Below are 22,275 nucleotides of genomic sequence, written 5' to 3'. Positions count from 1 at the left end.
TATTCACCGGGCTTTTTTACGCCTGCCGTTCCGCCATACTGACCCGGGAGACGCGTTATCGCCCGGCTTTCATCCTTATGCAATGCGCCGTTTGCCCATAAAGTTAATATGTCGCCCACTCATTCCATGAGTCAGTATAGATAATATTGCCATCGCAATGCTTCCAGGTAATTTTTTCATAGCGCATAAGAATCGTTTCAAGATGCGTTCCTGTATTTGCTCCTGGGTATAAATCCGGTGTAATTGATGTCAGCTTTACGTTTTCGAGAATAATATTGAAGTACTCCTGCTCTAATCCGGCCTCAATAATCTGGTACATTTTGAATATCGCAGATTGTAGGGTTTTCCCGGTACTCAGCGCGCGATAGAGCATGGGGGTTACACGATCAAATTCTTTTTGGAACATAATCGGCATATGAATACGCGTACCTGTCAGTTTTCCGGTATTGCCGTCAACTGGAATATTGACATTATGGGTGAATGATTTCAACTCGATAGCACCTTCACGACCCAATACAAGCGATGGGCCAACCATTGGTGAACCATTTTCATCCGTCAACCATAAATAAGCTGGGTTTGACATAAAAGATCCTTTTCGTAGTAATTATTTATCGTACTTATCAAATCGCCCGAATAAAACAGGATGGACAATAATTAACAATATGACTGAAACCACAGTCAATACAAACCAGTATTCAGGGACTAAATACATAAAAATTAATCCACTTGCAAATATCCAAACGAGGAAAAGTATTTCCGTAAAGAGTATTGATAGCAAGCTTTTAAACATGGTAGTGGCTCTTTAGATAAGCATAAAATTCATCGTAGTTATTATAGAATCGCATTTGATATTGCTTGATAACATCTGAAAGAATGGGATCAATAAAATAATACAACATTTCAACTTCTGCATTATAAAGGATTGCGTAATACGATGGATCGAGTGTTTTAAGTTGTCGTGCGGCAATAGCGCATTTTTGCTCAGAACCAAAAAGCTGAAGAGCCATGACGATTGCCGGTGTGCGCTTTGACAGGCGCTTAATTACGGCGTCAGATACTAAATCGGATGCAGAAAGAGCTTTCGAAAGAGTCAGAGCCAATGCAAAGCGAGTTGCTCTACCAACGGGTACTTTCGTAGCCATTTGTGTAATTTTGGAGTCAACATATCGTACACTGCCTTGCTGATTGTCATTTTTGCTATCGTTAATGATCATTTCAAAATAGAGGTAGAACATATGACCAATTACGTCGTGATAACGAAAAACAGAAAGAATCGACTTATACATGCGCTGTTCTTCAGAAACTAATTTATTACAAACATCATGATAGCGGGGGATAAGACAAGAAGAATACCAGCTTACCCGCTCAACTCCAGAGTAAATATCAGAACCAATACCCTTCATTGCTTTCCATGTGGAGGTCACGCCCTGTTGTCCATAAACAGCTAACTGCCTGTCACTTTGTAACTTCATCTTTAAATAGCTGGAGGCCTTCATAAAGTGTCCTTACTTTTAATATTGTTAAATGGAAATATATGCCGAAAAAACAAACAACTCAAATGAAAATCACAAAAAACACCTTAAACTCTCGAACTGTTCATTCGTAGAGTGTTAATTAATAATTTAGTTAGCAGTTCATTTCTGTATATATAAACATGCTGAATATATCAAGAGTGGGATTCATTGAGGCTGCTATAGGTATTGAGACATAACCATACACACGATATCAACAATACAAAAAGCTCGCCGTGCGCTGCGGTAAGAATAGTGAAGGATGATACATGTAAAACCTAATATTGCAGAAGCGACGTGAGAATAAATTCATTCTGTTGTACGGAAGGGTTATTTATGGAAGGAGGCTCTCAATTGAAAATTTAAATTCCCGAAGAAAGTTATATTTTCCAGATCAATTAATGGATAAGGCCCATACTGTGAACCACCCTTTGGTTTACTGAGCAATAAAATCTATCTTCACCACGGCGTTAAAATCGCCACCAATGACCCGGCTCCTGAAGTGGTACATCCCCGTATCCAGGGAAAAGTCCCTTGCCCCCCTCCAGCCGGGACTTAGCCTGCGGTAATCCGTTCGCCGGACGAGCCCGCAGGCCAGTTTCCAATGCTATTCCGGCAGCAGGCCTATAAAGCTGCGCTTCTGCCGCGGCTGCGACATCATCTCATCCAGCTTCTCGACGCAGGCCAGATAGTGCGGCGTTTTTTTGTGCGCCAGCACGGCTTCGTCATCCCTATAGGCCTCGTAGATAAAAAACCGCGTCTTCACCTCCGGGTCCTGCAGAACGTCGAAGCGCAGGTTACCCGGCTCCTGCAGCGCCCCTTCATGGTTCGCGCGAAAGACGTCGAGAAACTCGTGCACCCGCTCCGGCTTGATATTGATTTCGACCAGCGTCACGTTCATTTCAGCTCCCCCTGCTTCTCCTCCTGCCAGAACTGATACGCCTCGCGGGCGCTCATATTCTCGTGCACCACTTTCTTCACCGCCTTCAGCATCGCGCGCGGCGCGCTGGACTGGAAAATATTGCGCCCCATATCGACGCCGGACGCGCCCTGGTCAATCGCCCGCCAGCACATCTCCAGCGCCTCCTGCTCCGGCAGCTTTTTGCCGCCGGCAATCACGATCGGCACCGGGCAGCTGGCGGTCACTTTTTCAAAACCTTCTTCAACAAAATAGGTTTTTACGAACTGCGCCCCCATCTCGGCGGCGATCCGGCTGGCCAGCGAGAAATAGCGCGCGTCGCGGGCCATCTCTTTACCAACCCCGGTGACCGCCAGCACCGGCATGCCGTAGCGGTTCCCGGCATCCACCAGTTTAATAATGTTGCCGATCGACTGATGCTCATATTCGCTGCCGATATAGACCTGCGCCGCGACCGCGCAGACGTTAAGGCGCAGCGCGTCCTCCATCGTTACCGCCACGCATTCGTTGGAAAGCTCGCTGAGGATTGAGTTACCGCCGGAGGCGCGCAAAACCACCGGCTTATTGGTGGCCGCCGGTACCGTGCTTCTTAAGATCCCGCGAGTACACATCAGCACGTCGGTCTCATCAAACAGCGGGGCGATGGAGAGATCGATCCGCTCAAGCCCGGTGGTCGGCCCCTGAAAATAGCCGTGATCGAAGGCCAGCATCACCGTGCGGTTGCTGTGTGGGTTAAAGATGCGCGCCAGCCGGGACTGCATCCCCCACTCCAGCGATCCGCAGCCCTTCAGCCCGTAGAGCGCGTTCTGCTGCGGTCGGTCCAGGCCAAAGTTTTTCCCCTCTTTGATATCGTCTAAATCTGCCATTTCATCCCCCGTCAGAAGTCGTAGTTGTTGATGTTCTCTTTGGTGAACACCACGCGCTCCGGCAGCAGCACGATGCCGTTGCCTTTCGCCTCATACTGATAGCCCTGAACGCTGTTCGGCTCGACCTTCAGCGTCCCGATATCTTTTACCTCCACGCTGTCGCCAACGTTAAGATCGCCTTTTTTCAGCAGACGATCGGCGACGTTAACCGCAATTTTGCCCTGCTGGACCACATCCCACAGGCCGAAAGCCTTCACCGTCCCGCGCTCGACGTACGGGCGCATAACGTTCGGGGTGCTAAAGCCGACAATCGCCACCCCCTGACGCTTGAGGTTCTCCGCCGCCTGCGCCGCCGCCGGAAGCGCGTTGGCGTCCGGGGCGATAATGGCGTCGAGATCCGGATAGGCTTTTAATATTCCCTCGGCGGTTTGCAGCGATTTGGTGGCGTCGTTATAGCCGAACTGGGTGGTCACCACCTGCCACTGCGGATGCTCTTTGGCAATCTTCGCTTTGGCCTCTTTGACCCACTGGTTCTGGTCGGTCACCGTCGGGCTGGAGTAGAAGAACGCCACCTTAGCGGCCGGTTTGCTCACCTGCTGCGAGGTCATATCCACCAGCAGTCCGCCGAGCTGCTGCGGGGTGCCCTGGTTGATATAGATGCTGCGGCATTCGGGTTTGGTATCGGAGTCCCAGGTCAGCACCTTCACGCCGCGCTGCATCGCGCGCTTGAGCGCCGGACACAGGCCGTCCGGCGACACGGCGGAGACGATAATCGCGTTGTAGCCCTGGTTGACGAAGTTGTTGATCAGCTGCACCTGGCCGGAGACGCTCGGTTCGGTCGGACCGTCGTAGGTGACGTCGACGCCCAGCGCCTTGCCCGCCTCTTTGGCGCCGTTGCCGCCGCTGGTAAAGAAGCCAACGCCAACGAGTTTAGGAATAAAGGCAATGCGGTCTGCGGCCTGAGCGGTCACCACGCTCATTGCCAGCGCCAGGGCGCTCATTTGCAGGATTCGTTTGGTTTTCATCGTATGTGTGCTCCGATTGTTTTATGCGCGAGAAAGGCGTCGCCAGGTCATTCGCACCCATTCACGGTGCAGGCTCAGCGAGCGCCCCATCACCACCACAACCAACAGCGCCCCTGACAGCGCGCTCGACACCTGGTTGGGGATGCCGACCATCTGTAAACCTTGTTGTAAATATCCCACCAGCAGCGCCGCCAGCGCCGTACCGATAACCGAACCTGACCCGCCGTAGATATTCGCCCCGCCAAGCACCGCGGCGGTCAGCGCCGGCATCAGCAGGTCGCGGCCTAAATCCGAACGCGCCGAGCCGAAATAGGAGACCATCACCAGCGCGGCTACCGCCGACGCCACGCCCACCAGGCCATACAGCACGTACGGTATGCCGTTAACCGATAGCGCGGCATAGCGCGCGGCGCGCGGGTTCTGCCCGAGCAGAAAGAGGTGGCGGCCAAAGCGCCCGCGGTGGGCCAGCAGCCAGAAGAAAAAGGTGATGACGATAAACAACACCAGCGGCAGCGGCAGGCCGAACAGCGTCAGGTTGGCGAAGGCGGTGAAGGCGTCGGGGAAGCCGCCTATCCCTTCATAGCCGGTCGCGCCCGCCATGCCGGAGAGCAGCAGCGCTCCGCCGCCGTAGAGGTACAGGGTGCCGAGGGTAATCACCAGCGGGCTGATACCGGTGTAGTGGATCAGCGCCGCGTTAATCAGCCCGCACAGCAGGCCAAGCAGCAGCGTTAGCGGGATTGCCAGCCCCATCGGCCAGCCCGCTTGCATCATCACTCCCAGCGCGATGGCGCACAGGCCAATGGTCGAGCCGAGCGAAATATCGATCCCGCCGCTAATGATCACCAGAGTGAGCGGCAGGGCCACGATGCCGATACAGATAAAATCGCTGGTGCTGAACAGCAGCATATTGATATCCAGCATCCGCGGGTTAATGGCCCCGAACAGCAGAATTTCCACCACCAGCAGCGCCAGCAGCGCGCTTTCCCAGCTGAGCTTCATCACGCCACCTCTTTGTTTTTACGCTTTGTAAACGGGGCTACGCGCTTTCCCCCCTTATTACCAGGCTGAAAGCGGGCATATTTCAGCGCTCGCTGGTGGCGGCTCAGCGCCTGGCGCAGCCGCCCGTCGAGCACCAGCACGCCGAGCAGCACCAGCCCGGCGATAAAGTCGTTCCACCACGCCGGGAGCCTGAGCAGCACCAGCACGGTATCAATCTGAGTGAGGAAGAAGGCGCCGAGAAACGCGCCGATGAGCGTCCCGGTGCCGCCAAGCAGGGAAATACCGCCGAGCACGCAGGCGGCAATGGCCTTCATCTCCAGTCCGCTGCCGGTCTGGTTGGGCACGAAGCCAATCTGGGCGGCAAAAACAACGCCCGCACAGGCTGCCAGCATGCCGTTAAGGGTGAAGGCGAGCATCCGCGTGCGGTTTACCGCCACTCCCAGCTGGCGCGCGGCGGTCAGATTATCGCCGACGGCGTAGAAATCGCGGCCGGCGGCGGTCCGCGACAGCATCCAGGCCCCGGCCAGCAGCAGAACCAGCACCAGCCAGCCCAGCGGCGAGACGCCGATAAACGCCGGTTCCGAGAGCGACTTGAGGCTATCCGGCAGGCCTTCAATCCATTTACCGCCGGTCCACAGCAGCATCACCCCGCGATACAGCCCGAGGGTGCCAAGAGTGGCGACAATCGCCGGAATGCGCAGACCCACCACCAGCAGGCCGTTAAAGGCCCCCGCCAGGGCGCCAATCGCCAGCGCAAAAGCAATGGCTTCCGTCAGGCCATAGCCGCCGTTGAGCGCCACGCCCACCGCAATGGCGCACAGGCCGACGGTGGAACCGACGGAAACATCGATATTGCGGGTCAGCATCACCAGGGTTGCCCCCAGCGCCAGCAGGCAGAGGATTTGCGAGCTGGCGAAGATCATGCCCAGGGTCTGCAGGCTGAAGTAGGCCGGATTGAGCGCCACCAGCCCGGCGAACAGCACCACGATGGCGAGAAAGGCGCTCAGTTCGCGATTTTTCAATAACGTTTTCATGCCGCTCCTCCAAATGCCAGCGCCATCATGCGTTCGACGGTCACCGCCTGCTGCGCCAGCTCGCCGCTGTGTCTGCCCTGATGCATCACCAGCACCCGGTCGGCCAGGCCAACAAATTCATCCAGATCGCTGGAAATCATCAGCACCGCGACGTTCTGCGCGGCGACGCTTTTCAGCAGCTGGTAGATATCGGCGCGGGCGGAGACGTCCACGCCGCGCGTCGGCTCGTCGACGATCAGCAGCAGCGGGTTGGCCTCGAGGCAGCGCGCCAGCAGCACCTTCTGTTGGTTACCGCCGGAGAGCGTGCGCACCGGCTGGTCGCTATCGGCAAATTTGATCCCCAGCGCCCGGTGATAGCGCTCCACCGCCGCCGCCTCGCGTTTATCCTGCTGCCACAGCGACGGCTGGTTAAACATCACCGTGTTCCAGCGCACCGGCGCATCGAGAAACAGTCCGGAAACCTGACGATCTTCCGGCAGATAGACCAGCCCGCCGGCCAGCCGCGCCCGGGTGCTGGCACCGCTGATATCGCGGTTCTCCAGCCAGACCCGCCCCGCGCGCAGCGGCCGCAGGCCGTAGAGGGTTTCGGCAAATTCGGTGCGCCCGGACCCCACCAGCCCGGCGAGGCCGACGATCTCCCCGGCGTAGATCTCGAGGCTAAGATCGATAAACCCCTCGCCGGTGAGATCTTCCACCCGCAGCACCGGGAAGTCCTGCGGCTGGGTGCGTCGGTTGCCCGGCAGCGCCAGCCACAGCTTCTGCGTATCGCTGAGGGCGTGCTCCCGGTCGACGGGCGTCATGGCGCTCACCAGCTGATTGTCGCTGTAGTCGGCGGTATGCCCGCTCAGCACCACCGCGCCGTCGCGCATGACCGAGACGTGGCTGGCGATCTGGCGGATCTCCGGCAGCTTGTGCGAGATAAAGACGATGCCGACGCCGAGATCCTGCAGCGCGCGGATCTGGCAAAACAGACGCGCCGTTTCGCCCGGCGTTAAGGAGGCGGTGGGCTCGTCGAGGATCAGGATCTGCGCTTTGCGCATCAGGCCGCGCAGGATCTCGACCATTTGCTGATCCGCCACCTCCAGGGTGCTGGCCGCCGCGTCGAGATTCAGCTGGCAGCTGAGCTGCCGCAGCTTTTCCTGCAGCTGCGCGGCGCTATCGGCGCGCTTCGGCAGACGGAACATGATGTTTTCCCGCACCGTCAGGTTGGGAAACAGCATCGGCTCCTGCGGCACCAGATAAACGCCCTGCTGATGAGCCAGCGCGGGAGTCAGGCGCGCAAAGGTGCTGCCGCCGAGGGTGAGCTCGCCGCCGTCGGGGGTTTCCACTCCGGCGACAATCTTCATCAGCGTCGATTTCCCGGCGCCGTTGCCGCCCATCAGGGCGTGTACCTGGCCGGAAAATAGCGTGAAATCAATCGCCTTCAGCACGCTAATGCCGGAGAACTGTTTGTAGATTTGGCGGGCTTCAAGCAGTGGCTTCATTATCACGCCTCGGTTTGAACAAATGATTTTTTAATTTAATAATGTTCAAAAGCGTAGACCGTGAACTATATTTACAACCGTGCGATGATCACAGTTTTATGCTTTAGATCGTTTGAATAAAACCAGCGAACAGCCAAAGATCGGTTTTGCCGGCCGGCTCACATTTTCCGACCGTGCAATAGCGAACATATGATCTAAATTTTTATAAGAGTTCAATTTATGAGCGAAAAACGCATTACGGAAGAGAGCCGCTACGCCGGGCTGGCGTTAGCCGAGGAAGAGCTGGTGGCTCGGGTTGCCTGGTGCTACTACCACGATGGCCTGACGCAGAATGACATTGGCGAACGCCTGGGGCTGCCGCGGCTGAAGATCTCCCGGCTGCTGGAGAAAGGCCGTCAGTCCGGCGTGATCCGCGTGCAGATCAACTCCCGCTACGAAGGCTGCCTGGCACTGGAGACCGAGCTGCAGCGGCGTTTCGATCTGAAGATTGCGCGCGTTCTTCCGGCGCTGAATACCCCGCCGATGAACACCCGCCTGGGGATCGGCGCGGCGCAGTCGCTGATGGGCGTGCTGGCGCCGGGGCAGCTGCTGGCGGTCGGTTTTGGCGAGGCCACCATGAGCTGCCTGCAGCATCTGAGCGGCTTTATCAGCTCTCAGCAGGTGCGGCTGGTGACCCTTTCCGGCGGCGTGGGTCCTTACATGACCGGCATCGGCCAGCTGGACGCCGCCTGTAGCGTCAGCATTATTCCGGCGCCGCTGCGGGTCTCTTCCGCCGACGTCGCCGAGATCCTGCGTCGGGAGTCGAGCGTGCGCGACGTGATCCTCGCCGCCACCGCGGCGGATGCGGCGGTGGTGGGCATCGGGGCTATCGACCAGCGCCGCGACGCCACCATCCTGCGCTCCGGCTATATCAGCGAAGGCGAACAGCTGATGTACGCCCGTAAAGGGGCAATAGGCGACATTTTGGGTTATTTCCTGCAGGCCGACGGCAGGCGGGTTGAGGGGCTGGAAATTCACCGGGAACTGCTCGGCGTTACCCTTGACGAACTGGCGCAGCTGCCGACCATTGTCGGCGTTGCCGGAGGAACGGAAAAAGCGCAGGCGATTTACGCGGCCCTGATCGGCAAGCGGATTAATGGCCTGGTAACGGAAGAGACAACAGCACGCGCGGTTCTTACGCTGGCCTCCTGATGGCCATGCGCCGCGCAATACCAGCGAGGCGCATGTCATGAGTTACCTGTTAGCGTTAGATGCCGGGACCGGCAGCATTCGGGCGGTGGTTTTCGATCTTGCGGGGCGCCAGGTGGCGGTCGGCCAGGCCGAATGGAAACACCTAAGCGTGGAAAATGTTCCCGGCTCGATGGAGTTCGACCTTAGCACCAACTGGCAGCTGGCCTGCCAGTGCATCCGCCAGGCGCTGGCCGCCGCTCACCTCGGCGCGGCGGATATTCAGTCCGTCGCCTGCTGCTCGATGCGCGAAGGCATCGTCCTGTACGACCGCAGCGGCGAGGCCATCTGGGCCTGCGCCAACGTCGACGCGCGCGCCAGCCGCGAGGTGGCGGAGCTCAAAGAGATCCACGATTTCCGCTTTGAGTCCGAAGTGTATGAGGTCTCCGGCCAAACCCTGGCGCTCAGCGCCATGCCGCGCCTGCTGTGGCTCGCCCACCATCGCCCGGATATCTACCGCCAGGCGGCAACCATCACCATGATTAGCGACTGGCTGGCGGCAAAACTCTCCGGCGAGCTGGCCGTCGACCCGTCCAACGCCGGCACCACCGGGATGCTCGATCTGTTCAGCCGCGACTGGCGTCCGGCGCTGCTGGATATGGCCGGGCTGCGCGCCGATATGCTCTCGCCGGTGAAAGAGACCGGCACGCTGCTGGGAGCGGTCACCGACGCCGCGGCGCAGCAGTGCGGGCTGCGGGCTGGCACGCCGGTGGTGATGGGCGGCGGCGACGTGCAGCTGGGCTGCCTCGGCCTCGGGGTGGTGCGCGCGGGGCAGACCGCCGTGCTGGGGGGCACCTTCTGGCAGCAGGTGGTCAACCTGCCGCAGCCGCGCACCGACCCGGAGATGAATATTCGCGTCAATCCCCACGTCATTCCCGGCATGGCCCAGGCGGAGTCGATTAGCTTCTTTACCGGCCTCACCATGCGCTGGTTCCGCGACGCCTTTTGCGCCGAAGAGAAGCTGGTGGCCGAGCGCCTCGGCGTTGACGCCTATTCCCTGCTGGAGGAGATGGCCAGCCGGGTGCCCGCCGGCTCCCACGGGGTGATGCCGATCTTCTCCGATGCGATGCATTTTAAGCAGTGGTACCACGCCGCGCCGTCGTTTATTAACCTCTCCATCGACCCGGAAAAGTGCAATAAGGCGACCCTGTTCCGCGCGCTGGAAGAGAATGCGGCGATTGTCTCCGCCTGCAATCTCGCGCAAATCTCCCGCTTCTCGGGGGTCACGTTCGATAGCCTGGTCTTCGCCGGCGGCGGTTCGAAAGGCGCGCTGTGGAGCCAGATCCTCAGCGACGTCACCGGCCTGCCGGTGCGCGTACCGGTGGTGCGCGAGGCCACCGCGCTCGGCTGCGCCATCGCCGCCGGGACCGGCGCCGGGCTGTACGACGATATGGCGGCGACGGGTGAAAAGCTGGTGGGCTGGCATCGGGTGTTTACCCCTGACCCGGCGCATCGCGAGCTCTATCAGGAGATGATGAGCAAATGGCAGTCGGTCTACGCCGACCAGCTCGGGCTGGTGGACAGCGGGCTGACCACCTCCATGTGGCAGGCGCCGGGACTCTCTCCGACAGCGCCTCGCCACCGGACGTAGCCCACCGGCTACCGCGCCATCGCTGAGAGCCGATGGCGCGGCGCCGCGCATCATTCTTTGAATCCCATCACAATCGCCGCACTCCCCTTTTCCCTTTTCTCCCGCGACGGCTAAATTAGTAACTCATCCGACCACATAACAATAATGTTACATATTAGCTACTGGAAGCCATTATGAGCCACTATCCGTCGTTATTCGCTCCGCTCGATCTGGGCTTTACCCAGCTTAAAAACCGCGTGCTGATGGGGTCGATGCATACCGGGCTGGAGGAACACGCCGACGGCGCGGAGCGGCTGGCGGCCTTTTACGCCGAGCGCGCTCGCCACGGGGTCGCGCTGATTGTGACCGGCGGCGTGGCGCCTGCCGCCTCCGGCGTTACGATGGCGGGCGGGGCGGTGCTCAACGACGCCAGCCACCTCGCGCATCACCGGCACATTACCGACGCGGTGCATCGGGAAGGCGGCAAAATCGCCCTGCAGATCCTGCATACCGGCCGCTACAGCTACCAGCCGCAGCTGGTGGCTCCTTCGGCGCTGCAGGCCCCTATTAACCGCTTTACCCCGCACGCCCTGAGCCACGATGAGATTCTGCGGCTGATCGACGATTTTGCCCTCTGCGCCCAGCTGGCGCGGGAAGCGGGCTACGACGGCGTCGAAGTGATGGGCTCGGAAGGCTACCTGATCAACGAATTCCTCGCCGCGCGCACCAACCAGCGCGACGATCGGTGGGGCGGCGACTACAACCAGCGCATGCGCTTTGCCGTCGAGGTCGTGCGGGCCGTGCGCCAGCGCGCGGGGGACGACTTTATTATTATTTATCGCCTGTCGATGCTCGATCTGGTGCACGATGGCAGCACCCTTCCGGAAGTGATTACGCTGGCAAAAGCCGTTGAGGCGGCGGGAGCGACGATTATCAATACCGGCATCGGCTGGCACGAGGCGCGCATTCCGACCATCGCCACCCCTGTGCCGCGCGGCGCCTTCAGTTGGGTGACCCGCAAGCTGAAAGGCGCGGTGTCGATTCCGCTCATCACCACCAACCGAATTAACGATCCGCAGGTGGCGGAGGAGATCCTCGCCCGCGGCGACGCCGATATGGTGTCGATGGCCCGCCCCTTCCTCGCCGACGGTGAATTCCTGGCGAAAGCGCAAAGCGGCCGTGCGGATGAGATCAATACCTGTATCGGCTGCAACCAGGCCTGCCTCGATCGGATCTTCGTCGGTAAAGTGACCTCCTGCCTGGTTAACCCCCGCGCCTGCCACGAAACCCTGATGCCGGTCACCCCCGCCGCCGCGCCGAAACGGCTGGCGGTGGTTGGCGCAGGCCCCGCCGGGCTGGCCTTTGCCGTCAACGCCGCCTCGCGCGGGCACCACGTGACGCTGTTCGACGCGCAAAAAGAGATCGGCGGCCAGTTTAATATCGCGAAGCAGATCCCCGGCAAAGAGGAGTTCTATGAAACCCTACGCTACTACCGGCGAATGCTGGATCTGACCGGCGTCGATCTGCGGCTGAATACGCCGATCGACGCCGATCGGCTGATGGAGTTTGATGAAACGATCCTCGCCACCGGTATCGCCCCGCGGATGCCGGATATCGACGGCATTACTCATCCGAAGGTGCTGAGCTATCTCGACGTGCTGCGCGATAAAGTGCCGGTGGGCGATAGCGTGGCGATTATCGGCTGCGGCGGCATCGGCTTTGATACCGCGATGTACCTCAGCCAGCCGGGGCCCGCCACCAGCCAGGATATTGCCGGGTTCTGCGAGGAGTGGGGAATTGATACCAGCCTGCAGACCGCGGGCGGACTGCGGGCAGAAGGCGCCCGGCAGCCGAAAAGCCCGCGCAGGATCGTCATGCTCCAGCGTAAAGCCGGTAAACCCGGCGACGGCTTAGGCAAAACCACCGGCTGGATCCACCGCGCCACCCTGCTGGCTCGCGGCGTGAAAATGATCCCGGCGGTGAGCTATCAGAAGATCGACGATGAGGGGCTACACGTAACCATCGGCGGCGAAGCGCAGCTGTTCAGCGTCGATCGGGTGATTATCTGCGCCGGCCAGGAGCCGAAGCGCGAGCTGGCGGACCCGCTGCGGGCGGCGGGGAAAACGGTGCATCTGATAGGCGGTTGCGACGTGGCGACGGAGCTCGACGCCCGCCGCGCAATTGCCCAGGGAACCCGGCTGGCGCTGGAGATTTAGCCGCGCCTGCCCGGCGGCGCTGCGTCCGTCCGGGCAACCGCCGCTGGCAAGTTCGTCAATCAGCGCAGCTTACGCGCCTTCACCGCTTTCAATACCACGAACTTATTGTTAGTGGCGATGGTGGTGCAGTTGCCGAAAATTTTCTTCAGCTTATGGAAATAGTCCAGGTGACGGTTTGCCACAATATACAGCTCGCCGTTGATCTTCAGGCAGCGGCGCGCGTGGTGGAACATCTCCCAGGCGATATTATCCGTCAGCGCATGCTTCTGGTGGAACGGCGGGTTGCACAGCACGGCGTTGAAGCGGAAAGGCTCCACGCCCGACAGCGCGTTGTTAATCATAAATTCGCAGCGGTCCAGCGCTTCGGGCATGTTGGTTTCAACGTTCAGGCGGCTGGAGGCAACGGCCATCGGTGATTCATCCACAAACACCACGCTGGCCTGCGGGTTTTTCTCCAGCAGCGTCAGGCCAATCACGCCGTTGCCGCAGCCGAGATCGACAATCTCGCCTTCGAGGTTTGCAGGAAGATGTTCAATAAAGAAGCGCGCGCCAATATCCAGCCCGGTACGGGAGAAGACGTTCGCGTGGTTGTGGATCGTCCACTCCGTTCCTTCCAGCTTCCAGCTCAGGGTCTCCGGCGCATCGGCCAGCGCGGGCGCGCTGAAGGTGCAGTTGATCAGGCGCGCTTTCTTCCAGGCCAGAGTGGTGGTGGTCGGGCCCAGCACCTTTTCAAACAGCTCCAGCGTCGAGGTATGGATATCCCGCGCCTTAGCCCCCGCAATAATGCGGGTTTGCGGCGTCACCGCCAGGCGCAGCGCGCGCAGCTGCTGCTCCAGCAGCGCCATCGTTTTCGGCACTTTTATCAGCACCACGCCCGGCGCCTGCGGATATTCGGCGGTGCTGTCGAGAAACTTGACGCTGGATTCCGCAATATCGTTATGGCGCAGGTTCTCGCGGGTGGCGAGCTCGGTGAGGTAAGAGTCGCCGATGCTGTAAGGCGTATGTTCGGCCAGCGCGCAGCTCAATGCGCCGAAGGTGTCGTTCAGAATCAGGACCGGGCCGTTAATCTCCGTATCGTCCAACTGCTGCAGCAGGTATTCATCCGCCGCTTCCCACGCCAGCAGCGGGTTAACGTCGTCCGTTTCCGGGAAACGTTTCAGTGTCAGTGAACGGAAACCGTTGTCTAAGTGGCTCATCGGCCCTCCTGAGTGGTAAAATTTTGGCGTTATCCCTGAAAAGGGTGCGTGAGTATACCCTTTTTATTTTTTATTTGGGGCTTTGATGAGTCAACTAACTTACCTGCAGGGCTATCCGGAGAGTTTACTCTCTCAGGTGCGCACATTAATTGCCGAGCAGCGCCTTGGCGCGGTGCTGGAAAAACGCTATCCACAGAGCCACGACGTCAACAGCGATAAGGCGTTGTATCAATATACCCAGGATCTGAAAACCCGCTTTTTGCGCGGCGCGGCTCCGGTGAATAAAGTGATGTATGACAGCAAGATCCACGTGCTGAACAACGCGCTCGGCCTGCATACCGCCATTTCACGCGTGCAGGGCGGCAAGCTGAAGGCGAAGGCTGAAATTCGCGTCGCGACGGTGTTCCGCGACGCGCCGGAAGCCTTTCTGCGGATGATTGTGGTTCACGAGCTGGCGCATCTGAAAGAAAAGGACCACAACAAAGCGTTCTATCAGCTCTGCTGCTATATGGAGCCGCAGTATCACCAGCTGGAGTTCGATACCCGCCTGTGGCTAACGCACCTTTCGCTAAATCGTTCTGCGCAGTAGCGCACTGGTTTTGTCATGATGGCATGCTAGAGTGACGAAAGGTTCCCTTTCACGGAGTTCGTCAACGTTTATGATACGTTTCGCAGTTGTTGGCACAAACTGGATAACCCGCCAGTTTGTCGATGCCGCCCATGAAACCGGCAAGTATAAGCTCACCGCCATCTACTCCCGCAGCCTTGAACAAGCGCAGGCTTTCGCTAACGATTATCCGGTGGAACACCTGTTCACCTCGCTGGACGATCTGGCGCAGAGCGATGCCGTTGACGCGGTGTATATCGCCAGCCCGAACTCCCTGCACTTCCCGCAAACGCATCTGTTTTTGACGCATAAAAAGCACGTAATTTGCGAAAAGCCGCTGGCCTCCAATATCCGCGAAGCCGAGGCCGCGATCGCCGCCGCCAGGGAAAACCAGGTGGTGCTGTTCGAAGCCTTTAAAACCGCCAGCCTGCCAAACTTCCAGCTGCTGCAGCAGTCGCTTAGCAAAATTGGCCGCCTCCACAAAGCCTTTATCAACTACTGCCAGTACTCTTCGCGCTATCAGCGCTATCTCGACGGCGAGAACCCGAACACCTTCAATCCGGCCTTCTCTAACGGCTCGATCATGGATATCGGCTTTTACTGCCTGGCCTCGGCGGTCGCGCTGTGGGGCGAGCCGCGAGCCGTCCACGCCAGCGCCAGCCTGCTGGAGAGCGGCGTCGATGCCCAGGGCACGGTGGTGCTGAGCTATCCTGATTTCGACGTCACCCTGCACCATTCAAAAGTGAGCGACTCTACGCTGCCGAGTGAAATCCAGGGGGAAGCCGGCTCGCTGGTGATCGAGAAAATCTCCGAATGCCAGAAAGTGTGCTTTATTCCGCGCGGCGGGAAAGCCCAGGACCTGACGCAGCCGCAGCATATCAATACGATGCTGTATGAAGCGGAAGAGTTTGCCCGGCTGGTTGAAGCCAATCAGGTGACTCACCCGGGGCTGGAGGTTAGCCGCATTACGGCGCAGCTGCTGAGCGAGATTCGCCGTCAGACCGGAGTCGTTTTCCCGGCGGATAGCCTGCCGGCGGCGTAAAAGAGTGTAAAGGGGCCGTCAGCGACCATTGACGCCATTTATGAGTTGTAATACTTTGTTACGTGCAAAGGGGAGTAACTTCCTTGCCGGTGGATCGTCATTACGATGTGCGTCAAACGCGCATCCGGTCGCCGGGCAACGATAAAAGGCCGCGTCCTGTGGGCGGGTACTTTTAGAGTTGTAAGTGAGACCTTGCCGGAAGGCGAGGTCTATGCATAAACACGCAGCGGCTGCCGTCTTCCGACGTCAGCCGTTTTGTTTTTATGTAAGGAATATCGTAATGAATAGTGTCGGCACACCGTTGTTATGGGGCGGATTCGCTGTGGTCGTAGCGATCATGCTGGCTATCGACCTGCTGCTTCAGGGACGTCGCGGTGCGCATAGCATGACCATGAAGCAGGCTGCGGGCTGGTCAATTCTGTGGGTCACTCTCTCCCTTCTCTTTAACGCCGCTTTCTGGTGGTATCTGGTGCAAACCGAAGGGCGCGCGGTCGCCGATCCGCAGGCGCTGGCCTTCCTCACCGGCTACCTGATCGAAAAAGCGCTGGCCGTCGATAACGTCTTTGTCTGGCTGATGCTGTTTAGCTACTTCGCGGTACCGCCTGCGCTACAGCGTCGGGTGCTGGTATACGGCGTTCTTGGGGCGATCGTGCTGCGTACGGTGATGATTTTCGCCGGCAGCTGGCTTATCTCCCAGTTTGAGTGGCTGCTCTACATCTTCGGCGCGTTCCTGCTGTTTACCGGGGTGAAGATGGCGCTGGCGAAAGAGGATGATTCCGGCATCGGCGATAAGCCGCTGGTACGCTGGATCCGCAGCCACCTGCGGATGACCGACAAAATTGAGGGTGAGCACTTCTTTACCCGGCAAAACGGCGTGCTGTTCGCCACGCCGCTGCTGCTGGTGCTGATCCTCGTGGAGATAAGCGACGTCATTTTCGCCGTCGATAGCATTCCGGCTATTTTCGCCGTCACCACCGATCCGTTTATCGTCCTGACCTCGAACCTGTTCGCGATCCTCGGCCTGCGCGCGATGTACTTCCTGCTGGCGGGCGTTGCGGAGCGTTTCTCGATGCTGAAATACGGCCTGTCGGTCATCCTGGTCTTTATCGGTATCAAGATGCTGATCGTCGATTTCTATCATATCCCGATCGGCGTTTCGCTCGGGGCGGTAGGCGGTATTCTGACGCTGACGCTGCTGATTAACGCCTGGGTCAATCAGCAGCACGATAAGAAAAAACGGCTGCAGTAGGCCCTTTGCGGACCGGGTGGAGCGCCATTTCCCCCGGTCCTTCGCGTTTACCGCGCGTTATCCCTACCAATGTCACAAAACCGTTAAAATACAGTTAAAAAATCACATCCTGACGCAATAAGCAGCATTTTACGCTTTCTCCTCGCCGCTGTTTCCGTATACTCAACCGGGCAAACATTTACTTACATCCGGACATAAACGTAGCAAAGAATACGCCCCGGAACGGACGCAACATCACAGGAAGGAATGAATAATGACGACTCATACTCCCCCATCGGGCCTGCTAAAGCGCCTGTCCCAGGGTAGCCTGGTCAAACAAATTTTACTGGGTCTGGTTCTCGGCGTGCTGCTGGCGCTGGTGTCAAAACCTGCCGCCATCGCCGTTGGCCTGCTGGGCACGCTGTTTGTCGGCGCGCTGAAAGCCGTCGCTCCGGTGCTGGTTCTGATGCTGGTTATGGCTTCTATCGCCAACCACCAGCAGGGACAAAAGACCAATATTCGCCCCATTTTATTCCTTTATCTGCTGGGCACCTTCAGCGCCGCGCTGATCGCGGTGCTGTTCAGCTTTATCTTCCCTTCAACGCTACAGCTGACGACAGGGGCCACGGATATTACCCCGCCGTCGGGTATCGTCGAGGTTATCCACGGCCTGCTGATGAGCATTGTGGCGAACCCGGTTCATGCTCTTATCAACGCCAACTATATCGGGATTCTGGTCTGGGCGGTTGGCCTCGGCTTTGCCCTGCGTCACGGCAACCAGAGCACCAAAAACCTTGTCAATGACGTCTCCGATGCGGTGACCTTTATCGTCAGGCTGGTGATCCGCTTTGCGCCGATCGGCATTTTTGGGCTCGTGTCATCCACGCTGGCGACCACCGGTTTTTCCGCGCTGTGGGGTTACGCCCAGCTGCTGCTGGTGTTGATTGGCTGCATGGCGGTCGTCGCGCTGGTGGTTAACCCGCTGCTGGTTTTCGCGCAGACCCGCAGGAATCCCTATCCGCTGGTCCTGATGTGCCTGCGCGAAAGCGGCGTGACGGCATTCTTCACCCGCAGCTCGGCGGCCAACATCCCGGTGAATATGTCGCTGTGCGAAAAGCTGAATCTCGACCGCGACACCTACTCCGTCTCTATTCCGCTGGGCGCAACGGTGAACATGGCCGGGGCGGCCATCACCATTACCGTGCTGACGCTGGCGGCGGTACATACGCTGGGCATTCCGGTTGATCTGCCCACGGCGCTGCTGCTGAGCGTCGTCGCCTCGCTGTGCGCCTGCGGCGCGTCCGGCGTCGCGGGCGGTTCGCTGCTGCTGATCCCTCTGGCCTGCAACATGTTCGGTATTCCCAACGAGATCGCCATGCAGGTCGTGGCCGTCGGCTTTATCATCGGCGTCCTGCAGGATTCCTGCGAAACCGCCGTTAACTCCTCCACCGACGTGATGTTTACCGCTGCGGTATGCCAGGCGGAAGATGCGCGTTTAGCGAAAAACGCCCTGCGTGGCTAATCCGCCCCCCTCCGCTAGCGCGCGGAGGGGCTCTCTTTCACCTGCGCTGTCGCCACCTTGAACGGATCGATACCCCGCTTTTGCATCCGTCGGAAACGAACGATATTCAGCCCATTCATCACCAGAAAACTGCCTTCAATCAACGTGCCACCGATCGACCCCAGCCAGAAATTATGTACCACCCAGCAGGCGGTCGCGCACCACATCACGCCGCGAACGGTCAGCCCCGTACAGCGAAACAGCGCCCAGGTGCTGGCGAGCGTGCCGATAATCGGCAATAGCTCCATCGCATGCTGAAGTTTTGCCAATCCCAGCACCAGCGTAAGCACAATGAAAACGGCCATCACCCACAGCCTGCGGGTGCGCATTGAGATAAGAGTTCGAACGGTATTAAGCTCGGCGCTCATTCCCGCCGGGTATGCCCCCATCAAAAAGAAATGTACGCCAATGGTTGCGCTATAGACGGCAAGCTGCAGCTTGAACCGGCGCTCATCGCGGTTGAAAAAAGTGGTAATACCGATCAGAAAGGCAATGACACCTACGCCCTGGGCCAGCCAATACGCAGTCATGAAAAATCCTTATAAAACAAAACGGCGCGGCATTATCTGCAACGCCGATTTTGAACCGCCTCCCCTTTATTACTCAAAAGATTTCACGCCACGGCAAGGCGGCAAGTTCAGACACCCCGGGAGCTTACTGAAGTCAGCGACCGGGGCGAATAAACGCGGCAGGGACGTGAAAGATAACGGGTAATCAGAGGGTGACGCCGCTTTTGAAGATCGCCAGCTCGCGGAAGTCATTGCGTTCGTTACAGGTCTGCCTGCCGCTGGCAATCTCGGCGATAGTATCCACAAACTCTTCCAGCAGCTGCGGCATGGCTTTACCGTGAATCAGCTGGCCGGCATCAAAATCAATCCAGTGTTTCTTTTTCGCCGCCAGCTCGCTGTTGGTGGAGATTTTTACCGTCGGCACAAAGCCGCCGTAAGGCGTGCCGCGACCGGTGCTGAATAACACCATGTGGCAACCGGCGCCGGCCAGCGCGCTGGTCGCGACCGCATCATTGCCCGGCGCGCTCAGCAGGTTCAGGCCGTGCACCTTCAGGCGCTCGCCGTAGCGCAGGACGTCCACCACCTGGCTGGAGCCCGCTTTCTGCGTGCAGCCCAGCGACTTATCTTCCAACGTGGTGATCCCGCCCGCTTTGTTGCCCGGCGACGGGTTCTCGTAAATCGGCTGGTTGTGCGCAATAAAATACTGTTTGAAGTCATTCACCATGGTGACCAGCTTGTCGAAGGTCGCTTCATCGCGGCAGTGGCTCATCAGCAGCTGCTCGGCGCCGAACATTTCCGGCACCTCCGTGAGTACGGTTGTGCCGCCGTTAGCAATCAGGTAGTCAGAAAAACGCCCCAGCATCGGGTTGGCGGTGATCCCCGACAGCCCGTCCGAGCCGCCGCATTCGAGGCCAAACTTCAGCTCGCTGAGCTTACCCGGCTCGCGCTTGTCCTGGCGCATCACGTGATAAAGCTGGTGGAGATGTTCGATCCCCGCTTCCACTTCATCTTCCTGAGACTGGCAGACCATAAAATGCACGCGTTGCGGATCGAAATCGCCCAGCGTCTCCCGGAAGGCGTCGACCTGATTATTTTCACAGCCGAGGCCAATCACCAGCACCGCGCCGGCGTTTGGATGACGCACCATGTTTTGCAGCATGGTGCGGGTGTTGATATGGTCATCCCCCAGCTGCGAACAGCCGTAGGTATGGCTGAAGAGGAAAACGCCGTCGGTGCCTTCCGCATCCTGGGTCTCTTTCAGGAAGCGATTCTGGATCTGACGCGCGATGCCGTTGACGCAGCCAACGGTCGGCAGGATCCACAGCTCGTTGCGCACCCCGACGTCGCCGTTAGCCCGACGATAAATCTGTACCTCGCGATCGGCGGGCTGCGCCGACGGCTCGGCGAGATCCGGTTGATAGCTATACTCGTCAAGGTCGCTCAGGTTGGTCCGCGTATTATGGGCGTGAATATGCTCCCCTGGCGCGATATCCGCCAGCGCATGACCAATAGGCAAACCATACTTAATGACGTTTTTTCCCTTCGCAATGCCGCATAGCGCGAACTTGTGCCCGCGGACGATATCCTGGCTTAGCGTCACCACCGCATCGTCGATAGTGACCGTAGTACCTGCAGCCATATCAGCCAACGCAACCGCGACGTTATCCTGCGAATGGATTTTAATGTATTGCATATCAACCGACCTCTGGTCTTAGTTCAGTTCAATGGCGAAGTAATCACGCGCATTGTTAAAGCAGATGTTTTGCACCATCTCGCCCAGCAGCTGAATATCCGCCGGCGCTTCGCCCGCTTCGACCCAGCGACCGATCATCTGGCACAGGATGCGGCGGAAATATTCATGACGCGTGTAGGACAGGAAGCTGCGGCTATCGGTCAACATGCCGACGAAGCGGCTCAGCAGGCCAAGCTGAGCCAGCTGGGTCATCTGGCGCTCCATGCCATCTTTCTGATCGTTGAACCACCAGCCGGAGCCGAACTGCATCTTGCCCGGCATCCCCTCGCCCTGGAAGTTACCGATCATGGTCCCCAGCACTTCGTTGTCGCGCGGGTTCAGGCAGTAGAGGATGGTTTTCGGCAGCAGATTCTCTTCATTCTGCTTGCTCAGCAGCTTCGACAGCTCTTCCGCCATCGGCCGATCGTTGATGGAGTCGAAGCCAACGTCTGGCCCTAACAGCTTGAACTGACGCTGGTTATTGTTACGCAGCGCGCCGATGTGGTACTGCTGTACCCAGCCGCGGCGGGCGTACTCTGCGCCGAGGAAGACCAGCACGGCGGTTTTGAACTGCGCGACCTCGCGCTCGCTGAGGACGGCGCCGGTCAGGCGGCGTGCGAGGATGCTATCCAGCTCGGCCTCGCTGGCTTCGGCAAACAGCACCACATCCAGCGCGTGGTCAGAGACTTTACAGCCGTGAGCCGCGAAGTGATCGAGACGCTTCGTTAACGCAGACTGCAGGTCGGCAAAGCGACGAATATCGGTATCGGATACTTCGCCAAGCGTCGCCATGTAGTCACCAAAGGTCGCCTGTTCGATATTAAACGCCTTATCCGGACGCCAGCTCGGCAGAACTTTGGTGGTGAAGCTACCGTCTTTTGCCACCGCCGCGTGGTGTTCCAGCGAATCAACCGGATCGTCGGTCGTACCGACCATTTTCACGTTCATCTGCTGCATGATGCCGCGGGCAGAAAAACGCTCCTGCGCCAGCAGCTCGTTACATCGATCCCAGATTTCATCGGCGGTAGCCGGAGATAGCACCGTACCTGTAATACCAAAAGGACGACGCAGCTCAAGATGCGTCCAGTGGTATAACGGGTTGCCAATAGTATGCGGTACGGTGGCGGCCCAGGCGGCAAACTTCTCGCGATCCGACGCATCGCCGGTACACAGGCGTTCAGCAACGCCGTTAGTGCGCATCGCGCGCCATTTGTAATGATCGCCTTTCAGCCAGATGTCATACAGATTTTTAAAACGATAATTTTCGGCAATCTGCTGCGGAGGCAGGTGGCAGTGATAGTCGAAAATCGGCTGGTCTTTGGCATAGTCATGGTACAGACGGCGGGAAAACTCGGTATCAAGCAGAAAATCTTCAGTCATAAACGGTGTCATTTTCTTTTCCTCTTCGCCCCTTTGGGGAGCCCTTCAGATGATTGACTATAATGCTGACAAAGTTATCACACCAATTTCCAGAGGCTGAAATCTTTTTCGTGAGTTAGATCAATAAACGCTGACAAAAAAATTACCGCCAAAGGAGTAAAAGCTTCGC

At 58.4% G+C, this 22,275-nt stretch carries 17 protein-coding genes and 2 pseudogenes; 7 read left to right on the top strand and 12 right to left on the bottom strand.

Features of this window, described 5'->3' with window-relative positions:
- Positions 1-103 precede the first annotated feature (103 nt).
- From QFI97_RS04540 to lsrA, 8 genes and pseudogenes are all read right to left on the bottom strand, one after another.
- The gene (locus QFI97_RS04540; RefSeq protein WP_095099688.1) at positions 104-583 is read right to left on the bottom strand and encodes an Hcp family type VI secretion system effector; all 480 of its coding nucleotides are present in this window, start codon (positions 581-583) and stop codon (positions 104-106) included.
- A 199-nt stretch (positions 584-782) separates the two neighbouring features.
- A complete protein-coding gene (locus QFI97_RS04535; protein WP_095099694.1) occupies positions 783-1,496 on the bottom strand; it encodes a hypothetical protein in 714 nt (237 codons plus the stop codon).
- 622 nt (positions 1,497-2,118) lie between these two features.
- On the bottom strand, positions 2,119-2,412 hold the full coding sequence (gene lsrG, locus QFI97_RS04530; RefSeq protein WP_331834936.1) for a (4S)-4-hydroxy-5-phosphonooxypentane-2,3-dione isomerase: 294 nt from the start codon (positions 2,410-2,412) through the stop codon (positions 2,119-2,121).
- Positions 2,409-3,296, bottom strand: coding sequence for a 3-hydroxy-5-phosphonooxypentane-2,4-dione thiolase (lsrF, locus tag QFI97_RS04525; RefSeq protein WP_095099700.1), 888 nt, complete (start codon positions 3,294-3,296; stop codon positions 2,409-2,411). Before lsrF ends, lsrG begins: the two co-directional genes overlap by 4 nt.
- Positions 3,297-3,307: 11 nt before the next feature.
- Positions 3,308-4,321: an autoinducer 2 ABC transporter substrate-binding protein LsrB gene (lsrB, locus tag QFI97_RS04520; protein WP_095099703.1), complete on the bottom strand. Its 1,014-nt coding sequence runs from the start codon at positions 4,319-4,321 to the stop codon at positions 3,308-3,310.
- A pseudogene (lsrD, locus tag QFI97_RS04515) lies at positions 4,318-5,320 on the bottom strand (autoinducer 2 ABC transporter permease LsrD). Before lsrD ends, lsrB begins: the two are co-directional and overlap by 4 nt.
- Positions 5,320-6,354, bottom strand: a complete 1,035-nt coding sequence (gene lsrC / locus QFI97_RS04510) for an autoinducer 2 ABC transporter permease LsrC (protein ID WP_346430625.1) — start codon at positions 6,352-6,354, stop codon at positions 5,320-5,322. The pseudogene lsrD and the gene lsrC overlap by 1 nt, the downstream one beginning before the upstream one ends.
- Positions 6,351-7,838, bottom strand: coding sequence for an autoinducer 2 ABC transporter ATP-binding protein LsrA (lsrA, locus tag QFI97_RS04505; RefSeq protein ID WP_346430624.1), 1,488 nt, complete (start codon positions 7,836-7,838; stop codon positions 6,351-6,353). Before lsrA ends, lsrC begins: the two co-directional genes overlap by 4 nt.
- A 219-nt stretch (positions 7,839-8,057) precedes the next feature.
- Between lsrA and lsrR the strand changes: the two genes are divergently transcribed.
- The 3 genes and pseudogenes from lsrR (at position 8,058) to QFI97_RS04490 (ending at position 12,851) form a co-directional block, all read left to right on the top strand.
- Positions 8,058-9,029: a transcriptional regulator LsrR gene (gene lsrR / locus QFI97_RS04500; RefSeq protein WP_045856735.1), complete on the top strand. Its 972-nt coding sequence runs from the start codon at positions 8,058-8,060 to the stop codon at positions 9,027-9,029.
- Between the two features lie 37 nt (positions 9,030-9,066).
- Positions 9,067-10,717, top strand: a pseudogene (lsrK, locus tag QFI97_RS04495) (autoinducer-2 kinase).
- Positions 10,718-10,829: 112 nt separating this feature from the next.
- Complete coding sequence (locus QFI97_RS04490; RefSeq protein ID WP_346430623.1) at positions 10,830-12,851, top strand: oxidoreductase; 2,022 nt, start codon at positions 10,830-10,832, stop codon at positions 12,849-12,851.
- Positions 12,852-12,910: 59 nt separating this feature from the next.
- Here the strand turns inward: QFI97_RS04490 and rlmG are convergent, their stop codons facing one another.
- Positions 12,911-14,047, bottom strand: coding sequence for a 23S rRNA (guanine(1835)-N(2))-methyltransferase RlmG (gene rlmG, locus QFI97_RS04485; protein ID WP_346430622.1), 1,137 nt, complete (start codon positions 14,045-14,047; stop codon positions 12,911-12,913).
- An 85-nt stretch (positions 14,048-14,132) separates the two neighbouring features.
- Between rlmG and QFI97_RS04480 the strand changes: the two genes are divergently transcribed.
- From QFI97_RS04480 to sstT, 4 genes are all read left to right on the top strand, one after another.
- A complete protein-coding gene (locus tag QFI97_RS04480; RefSeq protein WP_041147337.1) occupies positions 14,133-14,636 on the top strand; it encodes a M48 metallopeptidase family protein in 504 nt (167 codons plus the stop codon).
- A 70-nt stretch (positions 14,637-14,706) separates the two neighbouring features.
- The gene (locus tag QFI97_RS04475; protein WP_331834942.1) at positions 14,707-15,696 is read left to right on the top strand and encodes a Gfo/Idh/MocA family protein; all 990 of its coding nucleotides are present in this window, start codon (positions 14,707-14,709) and stop codon (positions 15,694-15,696) included.
- 280 nt (positions 15,697-15,976) lie between these two features.
- Positions 15,977-16,945 carry a TerC family protein gene (locus tag QFI97_RS04470; protein ID WP_095099727.1) on the top strand — a complete coding sequence of 323 codons (969 nt, stop codon included), beginning with the start codon at positions 15,977-15,979 and terminating at the stop codon, positions 16,943-16,945.
- Between the two features lie 253 nt (positions 16,946-17,198).
- Positions 17,199-18,446 carry a serine/threonine transporter SstT gene (gene sstT / locus QFI97_RS04465; RefSeq protein WP_095099730.1) on the top strand — a complete coding sequence of 416 codons (1,248 nt, stop codon included), beginning with the start codon at positions 17,199-17,201 and terminating at the stop codon, positions 18,444-18,446.
- 14 nt (positions 18,447-18,460) lie between these two features.
- On the opposite strand, the gene QFI97_RS04460 is transcribed toward sstT, so the two are convergent.
- From QFI97_RS04460 to uxaC, 3 genes are all read right to left on the bottom strand, one after another.
- The gene (locus QFI97_RS04460) at positions 18,461-19,015 is read right to left on the bottom strand and encodes a YgjV family protein (protein WP_095099733.1); all 555 of its coding nucleotides are present in this window, start codon (positions 19,013-19,015) and stop codon (positions 18,461-18,463) included.
- 184 nt (positions 19,016-19,199) lie between these two features.
- Positions 19,200-20,687 carry a UxaA family hydrolase gene (locus QFI97_RS04455; protein ID WP_346430621.1) on the bottom strand — a complete coding sequence of 496 codons (1,488 nt, stop codon included), beginning with the start codon at positions 20,685-20,687 and terminating at the stop codon, positions 19,200-19,202.
- A gap of 18 nt (positions 20,688-20,705) precedes the next feature.
- Positions 20,706-22,118 carry a glucuronate isomerase gene (uxaC, locus tag QFI97_RS04450; RefSeq protein ID WP_095099738.1) on the bottom strand — a complete coding sequence of 471 codons (1,413 nt, stop codon included), beginning with the start codon at positions 22,116-22,118 and terminating at the stop codon, positions 20,706-20,708.
- Positions 22,119-22,275 lie beyond the last annotated feature (157 nt).

Source organism: Klebsiella scottii, from assembly GCF_036561945.1.
GTDB lineage: Bacteria > Pseudomonadota > Gammaproteobacteria > Enterobacterales > Enterobacteriaceae > Klebsiella > Klebsiella scottii.
The sequence above is the reverse complement of the archived record's forward strand: the minus strand, read 5'-3'. Positions and strand labels throughout refer to the sequence as shown.